This is a genomic window from Serratia grimesii, assembly GCF_900186025.1.
GTDB lineage: Bacteria > Pseudomonadota > Gammaproteobacteria > Enterobacterales > Enterobacteriaceae > Serratia > Serratia grimesii.
Window position 1 is genome coordinate 3791742 of the sequence record NZ_LT883155.1, and the last position, 12662, is coordinate 3804403.

Here is a 12662-nt window from a genome sequence, read left to right on the forward strand (position 1 = left end):
GCACTCCCCAAGAATAACGTCATTATTACTGCGACCATGCTCTGTACCGCTCCCTCAGCGAGTGCCGGATGCCCATCGCCGCCAAATTCAACCCTACCACAATCACCACCAGCAGGAAGGCGGTAGCGAACACCAAGGGGCGGGCCGCTTCCACACTTGGACTCTGGAAAGCCATATCGTAAATTTGGAAGCTCAGGTGCATAAACTTCCGCTCCAGATGCAGATACGGGAAAATGTCATCCACTGGTAGCACAGGTACGGATTTCACCACGCCAACCAACATCAGTGGTGCAGTCTCTCCCGCTGCGCGCGCAACCGCCAGGATCAAGCCCGTCATCATTGCTGGCGCAGCCATTGGCAAAACAATGCGCCACAGCGTTTCCGCCCGGCTGGCGCCCAGCGCCAACGAGCCTTGACGCAGTGAAGCAGGAATGCGGGACAGCCCCTCTTCAGTGGCGACGATCACCACCGGCAACGTCAGCAACGCCAATGTCAAAGCCGCCCATAATACGCCTGGCGTACCAAAGGTTGGGTTAGGCAGCGACTCCGGGAAGAAAAGCTGATCAATCGTGCCGCCAATCATATAGACGAAGAAGCCGAGACCGAACACGCCGTAGACAATCGACGGCACACCGGCCAGGTTAACGACCGCGATACGTATCAGGCGCGTCAGCACATTATTCCCGGCGTATTCGTGCAGATAGACGGCGGCGATCACACCAAACGGCATCACGACGATCGACATCAGAATCACCATCAGCACCGTGCCGAAAATGGCCGGGAACACCCCTCCTTCGGTGTTGGCTTCACGCGGGCTATCGCTGAGAAACTTCTTCACCTGCTCGCCCCAGTGCACCAGCTTTTGCGTGGTATTCATCGCATTGGGATACCAGGCATCGCGCACCTGACTGAGCGCAATAGTATGGACCTGACCGTGCATATCACGCAGCAGCAGCGCATCACGGTGGCGATCGCGGTTCAAACCGTCCAACCGTTCAGACAGCACGCGATACTGACGTTGTAACTCCAATCTTTCAGCGTTAATGGACGCCTGAGCACGCGCGTCCAACTGCTCACTGTGCTGCAAGCTTTTCTCGCGCAGGCGTAACGCGTCAAACCGTTGGTTGATGCGCGCCATATCGCGGAACTGAATGTCATGTGCCTGACGTGAAAGCGCAGCAATTTGTGGCAAACGCTGTAACAGCGCTTGGCTGAGATTATGTCCGGTCAAGGGTTGGCCGTCCTGCAGCATGCCGGCCAAATAGCCATAGGCGGTGCCGTTGCTGTTGCGCTCCAGCACCAGTAAATCACGAGGCGTGCTTTGACGAAGAATATCTCCGGCCAGCAGTGTGCGGAAATCCTGCCCTTCACTCTCGCGATTGCCTACCTTGATCAGATAACGTTCAAAACTCTGCGCATTTCCTGGTGGTAACTCAACGCCAGACTCCAACAGTTGACGGCGCGGAATGCTCTGTTGTTGGTACAACTCACCGATCATCGTCACCGGGCCGGCAGCGCTTTGATTGAGCTCAAATTGGTAGACAGGACTAGGCCAGAAATAACGCATACCCTGCCCGGCCAACAGCAACATAATACCGATCAACGCCAATAGACTGACCGCGACCGATCCGGCTGTCAGCCAGATCCACGGTGAACCACTCTTCGCCCAACGTCTCATGGCGCCTCCTGGTTCAAGGTATAACGTTCACGTAAACGCAGACGGATAGCTTCCGCCAGCGTGTTGAAGACAAAGGTGAAAATGAAGAGTACCAGTGCAGTCAGGAACAGCACGCGATAGTGGCTGCTACCAGCAACCGCCTCCGGCATTTCGATGGCGATATTGGCAGCCAAAGCTCGTAAGCCCTGGAACAGACTGCCGTCGATAACCGGTGTATTTCCGGTCGCCATCAGCACGATCATGGTTTCGCCTACGGCCCGACCAAAACCAATCATCAGCGCCGAGAAAATACCGGCGCTAGCCGAAGGTAAAACCACCCGCATCACGGTTTGCCATTGAGTCGCCCCCAAGGCCAAAGACCCCTGACTCAAGGTTGCCGGCACACTGAACAAGGCATCTTCCGCCAGAGAGAAGATAATCGGTACCAGCGCAAAACCCATCGCCACGCCGACCACCAGCGTATTACGCTGGTCATAATCATCCCCCAGCCAAAAATGCAGCGGTTCACCGAACAGTTTTACTTCCAGCCAAGGCCCAAGGCTAAACGCCAACCAAACGGTGAGTGCTATCAGCGGCAACAGGATCAGCAGATCAAAACCAGGCGGCAGACGACGCGATGCCAAGCGGTTCACCAGCGCCCCGCACGCCAGAACGACCACTGCCAGCAACAGCGGCAACGACAAGACCGCCAGCAAATAATGCTCAATCACGGGTGCCAGCCAAATACCGGCCACCAGCCCGATCACCACCGTCGGTAAGGCGCCCATGACCTCAATCGCCGGTTTGATCACCCGCCGCAGTCCGGCAGACATGAAATAGGCCGTATAAATCGCCCCGGCTAACGCCAGTGGAATGGCGAACAGCATGGCGTAGGCCGCGGCTTTGAATGTACCGAAAATAACCGGAATCAGGCTAAATTTGGCCTGATAACTGTCCTCGCCGGAGGTTGACTGCCAAACATAAGCCGGTTCGGGGTAATTTTCATACCACACCTTGTGCCACAGTGAGCGCCAGGTGACATCGGGATACGGGTTATCGATCGCATAGTGTTGCCAGCCCTGCGCGGTTTCCAACAGCAGGCCATCACCCCGCGGAGCGAATGCCATCTGCTGTACCCCGGCGATGAGTCTGCCATTCAGCAATGGCTGCGGTTGAATACTGGAGAACAACGAAAAACCACCGTCAGGCCTCAGCGTAGCAAACACCCGGCGATAAGGTTCAGCCACCAGCAAATCCTGTGGTTCGGACTGATGGTCGAAATGTTGAACTGGCATCAACTGCCAGCGCTGGTCTTTTTCCACATCAAACCATTCACGCATAACGCCATTTGCTGCCTCGATCAATAACGCACTGCCGCCGGGCAACGCCGTCAGTTGATAAGGGGGATGGTCGCCGAGAATACGGCTTTCTTTTAGCTGCAACTGGGTATCGTTTATTTGATAGCGGGCTAGCCGATTACCTGCCAGCAAGTACAATTGACGACCGTCCGGTGTTAGCACCAGTTGCTGTACCGTGCTGTTAAGCGGGTGTTCACTCAGTTGTGGAGGTTGATCATGGCTAAAACGACCGAACACCAAACGGCGATCGACGGTGATCCCGGCCAGCAAATACTGTCCATGCCGTGCCTCGGACAGCGTCAACAAGGTCAACGGCTGCCCCTGCTTGTCCAGTGTAAGCGGCCGTTGCCCAAGCGGGAACAGCCACTGCGGTAACGACGTACCGGCGGCAGCAAAATCCGCGCTGGCGACAATAAACCGGCCGTCTGCCTGCGCCAAAGCGAACAGATCGCGCTCGCCGGCCGCCTGGGTCAACAACGCCGGTTTGCTCAGCAAGGATTGTTGCGTCAACGGCGTACCTGCCTTTGTACCTTCTTGTGAGGTTAAGGTGTAAAACTGCCCCACACCCTGTTCATCAATGCGATAACCGATGCGCTGTTGTACATCCATACCCAGCGCCAGCGCCGGTGCCGCAGCACTGATCGGCAACGGCTTTGCCTGGCCCATCGCCGCCGGTTTAAACAGGGGGAGCACGGCAAACAACAGGTAAACGAAGATCAGCATCAACGTCATCAGCACCAGCAACCCGCTGACGGTGACCGCCGCCTGCACGCTACGGTCGATGCGCGCTCGCAGGCGATCCCGGGGATGTTGGTTTACCGTAGTCTGTGCCATGTCTCTCGCTATCGCTGATGTAAGCAGGCTTGCGCCATAGAATAACCGGGCATCTTATGTCAGTTTTATGACGTTTGCATGACAAAGTTACCCGGAGCTTTAAGCGAACTTTACGCTGCAATACTGCATCATTAATCACATATGTTGCTGAAAAATGATGGCAATACCGATCATATCCATAAATATAAAGCACAATAATCACAATTTTATGCTACGCAAACATGTCCGGCGGCTCTGATGCCACAGTAAATATTTTTACGTATTAAAATGCCTCATGCCAACGTAATGGATATGTTGGACTTTCCTGTCAATCTCTCGCAATAATGATGCAAGATAGTAGGCTGTGTCCCGCAATAGGTCATGGCGCCGTCGCAGTCCCAAAAGCCCGTAATCAAGGCGGTGGGTACTGGGCATCGCGGGCCTACGTTCAAGCCCGACAACGCAGCGTTCGGGCTTTAGGGACGCGACCTGAAGCGGCATCCGGGCTGCGTCCCGGATCCTTTTCTAAAATTGAACTGGAGTGGCAATGGGTCAGGAAAAGCTCTACATCGAAAAAGAATTAAGCTGGTTATCCTTTAATGAACGCGTGTTGCAGGAAGCCGCAGATAAGAGCAATCCCCTGATTGAGCGCATGCGTTTTCTGGGCATTTACTCCAATAACCTTGATGAATTCTATAAAGTCCGTTTTGCCGATCTCAAACGACGCATCCTGATCAGCGAAGAACAGGGTTCTGGCGGCACTTCTCGCCATTTGCTGAAAAAGATCCAGGCCAAGGTATTAAAAACCGATCAAGAGTTCGACAGCCTGTATAACGATTTACTGCTGGAAATGGCGCGTAATCAGATCTTCCTGATTAACGAACGCCAGGTGTCCGAGAATCAGCAAATCTGGCTGCGACAATACTTCAAGCAGCACCTGCGCCAACACATCACGCCCATCCTGATCAACCACGAAACCAATCTGGTGCAGTTCCTCAAAGACGATTACACCTATCTGGCAGTGGAGATCATCCGCGGCACGCGCATTGACTACGCACTGCTGGAAATCCCGTCCGATAAGGTGCCGCGTTTCGTCAATCTGCCACCAGAAGCTCCGCGTCGTCGCAAACCTATGATCCTGTTGGATAACATCCTGCGTTATTGCCTGGACGATATCTTTAAGGGCTTCTTCGATTACGACGCACTCAATGCCTATTCGATGAAAATGACCCGTGACGCGGAATACGATCTGGTGACCGAAATGGAATCCAGCCTGCTGGAACTGATGTCCTCCAGCCTGAAGCAGCGTCTGACCGCCGAGCCGGTGCGTTTTGTTTATCAGCGTGATATGCCAAATGAAATGGTAGAACTGCTGCGCGGTAAACTTGGCATATCTAACTATGATTCAGTGATCGCCGGCGGCCGTTACCATAATTTTAAAGATTTTATCGGCTTCCCTAATGTCGGTAAGGCTAATCTGGTCAACAAACCGCTGCCACGCCTACGCCATATTTGGTTCGATAAGTTCCGCAACGGCTTTGACGCGATCCGCGAACAAGACGTGTTGCTTTATTATCCGTACCACACCTTTGAGCATGTGCTGGAGCTGCTGCGCCAGGCATCCTTTGACCCTAGCGTGCTGGCGATCAAAATCAATATTTATCGCGTAGCAAAAGACTCACGCATCATTGAGTCGATGATCCACGCAGCCCATAACGGCAAGAAAGTCACAGTGGTGGTAGAGCTACAGGCGCGCTTTGATGAAGAGGCCAACATCCACTGGGCTAAACGCCTGACGGAAGCTGGTGTACACGTTATCTTCTCGGCGCCGGGGCTGAAAATCCACGCCAAGCTGTTCCTGATCTCACGCCGTGAAGGCGATGAGATTGTGCGCTATGCTCATATCGGGACCGGTAATTTTAACGAGAAAACCGCGCGTATTTATACCGACTATTCGTTGCTGACCGCCGACTCACGTATCACCAACGAGGTGCGTCGGGTGTTCAACTTTATCGAAAACCCGTATCGACCGGTCACCTTCGACAACCTGATGGTGTCGCCGCAGAACTCGCGCTTGAAGCTGTATGAGTTGATTGATCAGGAAATTGCCAACGCACAGGCGGGGCATCCTGCTGGCATTATGCTGAAAATCAACAATCTGGTGGATAAAGGACTGGTAGATCGGTTATATACCGCCTCCGGTGCCGGTGTAAAAATCCGCCTGTTGGTGCGAGGGATGTGTTCTTTGATTCCCAACCTGCCGGGGATCAGTGACAATATTCAGATAATCAGCATCGTCGACCGTTATCTGGAACACGATCGGGTTTACGTTTTCGAAAACAAAGGTGACAAACTGGTTTATCTGTCTTCCGCAGACTGGATGACCCGTAACATAGATTACCGCATCGAAGTCGCGGTATCGCTGCTGGATCCAACGCTGAAACAACGGGTTCTGGATATTCTGGAAATCCTGTTCAGCGACACGGTCAAGGCGCGTTACCTCGATAAAGAACTGAGCAACCAGTACGTACCACGCGGCAATCGCCGTAAAGTCCGTTCTCAGGTTGCCATTTATGAGTATTTAAAAGCTCTGGAACAACCAGGACAGTAGGCCAGCAACTATGCCGCTAAAAAGCACAGCAACGAACAAACCGCAGGAAATCGCTGCCATCGATCTCGGGTCGAACAGCTTCCACATGGTGATTGCCCGCGTCGTCAACGGCGCCTTACAGGTATTAGGCCGTTTAAAACAGCGGGTACACCTCGCCGATGGATTGGACAGCAACAATGTGCTCAGTGAAGAGGCAATAGAACGTGGCCTGGCCTGTCTGGCGCTGTTTGCCGAACGGCTCCAGGGCTTCCCGGCAGATAACGTTACGATCGTCGGTACCCATACGTTACGCCAGGCAGTAAACGCGGAGGTCTTCCTCAAGCGCGCTGCCAAAGTTATCCCCTACCCTATTGAAATCATCGCCGGGCAGGAAGAAGCGCGTCTGATCTTTATGGGCGTGGAACATACCCAGCCGGAAAAAGGCCGCAAACTGGTGATCGACATCGGAGGGGGGTCTACCGAGCTGGTGATCGGCGAAGACTTTGAGCCACTGTTGGCAGAAAGTCGCCGCATGGGTTGCGTGAGCTTCGCCCAACAGTTCTTCCCTGGCGGTGAAATCAGCAAAAATAACTTCAAACGTGCACGCCTCGCGGCAGCACAGAAACTGGAAACCCTGGCCTGGCAGTACCGCATTCAGGGCTGGCAATATGCACTAGGCGCATCCGGTACCATCAAAGCCGCACATGAAGTGCTGGTGGAAATGGGTGAGAAAGACGGCCTGATTACACTCGAACGACTGGAAATGTTGGCAGAACAGGTGCTGCAGTTTAAAAACTTCAGCGCGCTGAGCCTGCCGGGACTGTCGGAAGACCGTCAGTCGGTGTTTGTACCGGGTTTGGCTATCCTGTGTGGCGTATTCGATGCGCTGGCAATTCGCGATCTGCGTCTTTCCGACGGTGCACTGCGCGAAGGCGTGTTGTACGAGATGGAGGGCCGTTTCCGCCATCAGGACATTCGCAGCCGTACCGCCAAAAGCCTGGCCGATCACTACAATATCGACCGAGAACAAGCTAAACGGGTGCTGGAAACCACAGAACTGTTGTATGCACAGTGGATGGCGCAAAACACCAAGCTGGCGAACCCGCAATTGGAAGCCCTGCTGAAGTGGGCAGCCATGCTGCATGAAGTGGGCTTAAGCATCAATCACAGCGGCATGCACCGCCACTCGGCCTATATTCTGCAAAACACCAACTTGCCGGGCTTTAACCAAGAGCAGCAGTTACTGTTGGCTGCGCTGGTACGCTTCCACCGCAAAGGTATCAAGCTGGAAGAACTGCCACGCCTGAACCTGTTTAAGAAAAAACACTACCTGCCGCTGATCCAACTACTGCGCTTAAGCACCCTGCTCAACAACCAACGTCAGTCGACCACCACGCCAGAAACGTTGCGTCTGAGCACTGACGACAACCACTGGACACTGCGTTTCCCTGCGGGTTATTTGGCGCAAAACAGCCTGGTGCAATTGGACTTTGAACGTGAACAGGCCTACTGGAACGACGTCGTGGGCTGGAAACTGATTTGCGAAGAAGAAGGTTCTCAGGACGAGCAGCGCTCAGCCTAAATCTATCGCCCCCGTCTGGGGGCGATAATCAATCTTTTGCCGGCAACAGTGCCGTTAGCAACTGCGGTTCGCTGATAAAATAGCCCTGCATATAATCCACACCGACGCCCTTGAGCGCCGCCCACTGTTCCGCACTTTCGACATACTCTGCCACAATAACCAAACGCTTCATCCGTGCGACCTTGCAGATAGACATAATGACCTGGAAATCTACTGGATTAGTCAGCATATCGCGTACAAAACTCCCGTCTATTTTCAGCATGTCGACAGGCAGTATTTTGAGTCGATTGTAGCTGGCATAGCCCGTGCCAAAATCATCTAACGCAATGCGGCACCCCATCTCACGCAACACTTGCAGGTTGGTCCCGGCATAGTCGGTATCCTGTAGCAAATGCGATTCGGTCACTTCCAGCGTCAATTGATAGGGTTCAATCCCGTACTGCTCCAGCAAATCCTGTACGTCATGGCACAGCATCGGCCTGCACAGCGAAGAAGGCGACAAATTAATCGCAAAGCGCACACTGGGCAGTTCGGTTCGGTGTTGATCCATAAATTTCAACGTATTGCGCAATACCCACATATCCAAACGATAGGACAGGCCGAACTCATGTACCACCGGCAAAAAATCATTCGGTGAGATGATCGCCCCCCGATCATCGCGCATACGTAACAGAATTTCGTGGTATCTATCGCCACGCAGCCCCACAATCGGCTGCGCCATCAGGATAAATCCATCGCTATCCAGAGAACGTTGCACCCCATGCAGTAACGCCACCTTGCGTTTGATTTCGTCCTGCACCACATGACCGCCATTCTGTGTGCTCTCCGGCTTGCCACTGGTCAGCGAAACCTCAGCCAACGAGCTAAGCTCCCCCAACAGAAGATACAGATGCTCAAAATCGGCAACCACGCTGCAATACCCTAACCCCAACGGCGGATGGATTGGCAAGCCATTCCAAACCAATCGGAATTTCTCCAGCCCGCGGAAGATCTCCGCGACCTTTTCTTCGCTATTGCTGCCATCCACTCGCAGTAACAGGTCATAGCCCGGTAAATGATAAACCCCTTCGCCCGGGGCCAATATTTGGTGCAAAAGCGCAGCTAACTGCTGCTTGAAACGAATGCGCAACTGCATACCGTAATTACGGCTTAACAAATCCAGCTCACTTACTCGCAGGAAGCACAATGTCGAAGGCGGTGACTGCGCCAGATCGCGTTTAAGGGCGCGTAGATTGGGCAAACCAATCACCGGATCCTGCAACGCGGCGCTTTGCGCCCTGGCATGGCTCAACCGTTGGCGGGTATTGAGCGCCGACATCAGGAAAATGCACAGAGTAAACACCACCATCATCGATGAAATGACGGCCAGGTTATGCAGCAGGTCTTCACGTTGCGCATAGACAGGATGATGGGAAAACAACACCAGAAGAGTCGAAGACCAGATGATGCAGTTAAATTGGTAGCCAAATCGCATCGCGCCGTACAGCATCACCGGCAGCAGTAATATCAGACCGTAGCCGCCTAACAACAGAGGATTGGCATCTTTCGCGTGATAAGACAACAACGCTACCATTGCGCACAGGGTCAATAACCACAGCGACATCTCTTTTTTGTCGACGTTTGGGGCCATCTCACGACCAAAACGCCGCCATAATCTTAAAACGAATCCAGGTTTATTCAGTATGCGCAGCATAAAGTAAAACAGCGGCATGGCAGAAAGGCACCCTAACAACAACGCCTGGAAGTTAACCAAAGCGAGCAGATAGCCATTATTGCCGGGCATCATTCCCAGCTCGTCAGGCAATTGCTCTAGCCCCACCAGCAGCTTCAAACCGAGAACAAATAACAGTGCCGGTAACACAACCAGCCAGATTAACCGCGCTTTAACCAACGTGGGTACACCGGGGGCGGCACACCATCGACGCTGGGTTTGGTTACGATATCCCAGCCAACACAGGCCCAGACATAACAAATACAAGGCGGTGACTAACACGCCGATTTCAGGGCCAAGTCGGTAGGTGTAACGCAGCATGATCGCAAGCGCAATCCCAGGTAGCGCTCGCCAGTCATAAACCATCAACAACGCTATGCAGGCTGCCAGCGGCAGGTAGAGCAGATAAACCTTGCTCTCAGGTAACATAATGCGGGGTGACAACCAACCGGCGAACGGGATCAACAACAAGCTCCAGATAAGGGGATATCCCCACCAGCGCTCACGTAAATTTTTCCAAAATGTTGGTTTAACCATAAAAATAACGAGTCCGTCAGAGCGTAATTCCATTCACGCGTTCAGGTAGTAAGGCAGGTTCCTTTTCATACCTCTATCCCTTCATGAGGCAAACTGAAAGTAACATATGCGACAGGAGAACGGGGGGGAATTTTATGCACCAGGGGCGCTGGAGGCTTGACTCCGATCAATCAAGAAGGAAAAGTTGGGTAAAAATATGTAAGCCATTTTTTGTCACATCTTAACATGCTGATCCAACAGATAAACTCAACCCCAAGCTAAACACCACCCAAATACTCTGCTTTGGCAGCCGGAAATAAATAGACAATATTTGTCACCAATCGCTAGAATCCCATTTACACTTTATCGGCTTTCATTACCCACTCCCTTGCACGGTAAAGGCGTGGTCTATTGCGCTCATATGAGTCGTGGGGCTCAATTCTCTCACCACAATAGTTACCGTTTGAAAGGCGACGGGTATAACACAGGAACCGGCATGCCGGGTGATATATGCGTAAAAAAACCACCGGACAGATGACGAAAATAGTGCTGTTTATCAGCTTTATCATTTTAGTCGGCCGTCTGCTGTATGCCGCCGTCGTCGCGGTGCCCCATCATCAGGAAAAAAAACTCGCCCCCTATCAAGAAACCACCGAGATAGAGGGAGAGAATCAGGACACTTCCCCCTGAACCGACAGACTCAACACCTCCTGCAGAGCAATCGAATAGTTAAGCAGCCTGCCGTCGGATCGCATTTCGGCATGCCAGGCCCCTTACTTATTCCTTGGCATCTGTACCCATTTCATAAAAATGACGCCTGCATTCACTATGCTCTATCTTGTGTAGAGATCGCCTGTAAGGATCACTGAGTGCCAGTAAGGAATACCATGTCCGCCGCAACGCATAATGTTAAAAAAGTCGCTGAGCATCGTCAGCGCATTCTTACCCTACTGTTAAACAACAAAGACTTGGTCGATGGCATTCTCGGCAGACCAGGGGATGAAAACGCCCTCAGTAAAAGTGAACTGCTAAACCAGACCGCTGAAATTACCGGGCTGCTGGACGACATGCATGCCGCTGACCTGGCCGACTTGCTGGAAGCATTACCGCAGGACGAACGCCTGGCACTGTGGCGGTTGGTTGGCAATGCCAAACGCGGCCAAACACTGGTGGAAGTCGCCGAACCGGTATGGGACAGCCTGATCGAAGAGATGAGCGATAAAGACTTGCTCAAAGCGATCAAAATGCTCGATGTCGACGAACAGGCCTACCTGGCTCAATATCTGCCGCGTAACCTGATGGGTCGCCTGCTGACCTCGCTGGAGCCGGATCAGCGTGCGCAGGTACGCGAGATGATCCACTACGGTAAAGACACCGTTGGCTGGATGATGGATTTTGAACTGGTTACTGTGCGCCCAGACGTCACCCTCGGCGCTGTGCATCGCTTTTTGCGACTGCGCAAAACTATCCCGGCAGCGACCGATAAACTCTTTGTCACCGACCGTAAAAATACGCTGCTCGGTGAGTTACCGTTGACCGCGGTACTTCTCAATGATCCAGAAACGCCGGTACACGCGGTAATGGACAGCGATCCCACCCGTTTTCTGCCGGAAGACAAAGCGGAAGCCGCAGCCAGTGCGTTTGAACGTTATGACCTGATCAGTGCCCCGGTTGTCGATGCCAAGGGCAAACTGATGGGCCGCCTGACGATTGAAGAGATTGTTGACGTCGTCAACGAAGAAAGCGACAGCAACCTTCGCCGTATGGGGGGGTTAAGCCCGGAAGAAGACGTGTTTGCCCCTGTCAGCAAAGCGGTGAAAACCCGTTGGGCATGGTTGGCCATCAATCTGTGCACCGCGTTTATCGCTTCACGCGTTATCGGTCTGTTTGAACACACCATTTCACAACTGGTGGCATTGGCGGCTTTGATGCCTATCGTCGCGGGAATCGGGGGCAACACCGGTAACCAAACCATTACCATGATCGTCCGCGCACTCGCGCTGCACCAGATCGAAGTCGGCAATATTTCGCGTCTGATGCTCAGGGAGCTCGGCGTCGCCATCATTAACGGCGTCGTGTGGGGCGGCATCATGGGGATAGTCACCTGGCTGCTTTATGGCGACTGGGCAATGGGTGGTGTCATGACGTTAGCCATGATCCTCAACCTATTGGTGGCGGCACTGATGGGAGTTGTGATCCCAATGACCATGCTAAAAATGGGACGAGATCCCGCAGTCGGCTCCAGCGTATTGATCACGGCGTTAACCGATACCGGCGGCTTCTTTATCTTCCTCGGCCTGGCCACGCTGTTCCTGCTCTAATGCTTTCAAGCCGGCGGTAACGCCGGCTTTTGCGCTCGCTCACTAAAGCCGTTTGATTCAGTATGTTTTCTTGCTGCGCTGTACTACCCTTTGGCAATAAACTTTTTATCCCAT

Annotated in this window: 7 protein-coding genes; 4 read left to right on the forward strand and 3 right to left on the reverse strand. The window is 53.1% G+C overall.

The window, feature by feature from the left end; translation table 11 throughout:
* Positions 1 to 25 precede the first annotated feature (25 nt).
* Complete coding sequence (pstA, locus tag SGBXF1_RS17885) at positions 26 to 1678, reverse strand: phosphate ABC transporter permease PstA (protein ID WP_186427285.1); 1653 nt, start codon at positions 1676 to 1678, stop codon at positions 26 to 28.
* Complete coding sequence (locus SGBXF1_RS17890; RefSeq protein WP_186427286.1) at positions 1675 to 3849, reverse strand: ABC transporter permease subunit; 2175 nt, start codon at positions 3847 to 3849, stop codon at positions 1675 to 1677. Before SGBXF1_RS17890 ends, pstA begins: the two co-directional genes overlap by 4 nt.
* Before the next feature lie 526 nt (positions 3850 to 4375).
* Here SGBXF1_RS17890 and ppk1 point away from each other — a divergent pair.
* Both ppk1 and ppx read left to right on the forward strand, forming a co-directional pair.
* On the forward strand, positions 4376 to 6439 hold the full coding sequence (gene ppk1, locus SGBXF1_RS17895) for a polyphosphate kinase 1 (RefSeq protein WP_037424501.1): 2064 nt from the start codon (positions 4376 to 4378) through the stop codon (positions 6437 to 6439).
* A 10-nt stretch (positions 6440 to 6449) separates the two neighbouring features.
* Positions 6450 to 8000: an exopolyphosphatase gene (ppx, locus tag SGBXF1_RS17900; RefSeq protein ID WP_037424503.1), complete on the forward strand. Its 1551-nt coding sequence runs from the start codon at positions 6450 to 6452 to the stop codon at positions 7998 to 8000.
* 28 nt (positions 8001 to 8028) lie between these two features.
* Here the strand turns inward: ppx and SGBXF1_RS17905 are convergent, their stop codons facing one another.
* Entirely contained in the window at positions 8029 to 10248 is a 2220-nt protein-coding gene (locus tag SGBXF1_RS17905) for an EAL domain-containing protein (RefSeq protein WP_238320981.1), read from the reverse strand.
* 489 nt (positions 10249 to 10737) lie between these two features.
* Here SGBXF1_RS17905 and SGBXF1_RS17910 point away from each other — a divergent pair, with 489 nt between their 5' ends.
* The gene (locus SGBXF1_RS17910; protein WP_037424505.1) at positions 10738 to 10917 is read left to right on the forward strand and encodes a YfgG family protein; all 180 of its coding nucleotides are present in this window, start codon (positions 10738 to 10740) and stop codon (positions 10915 to 10917) included.
* A 197-nt stretch (positions 10918 to 11114) separates the two neighbouring features.
* Positions 11115 to 12548, forward strand: a complete 1434-nt coding sequence (mgtE, locus tag SGBXF1_RS17915; protein ID WP_186427288.1) for a magnesium transporter — start codon at positions 11115 to 11117, stop codon at positions 12546 to 12548.
* Positions 12549 to 12662: the final 114 nt, after the last annotated feature.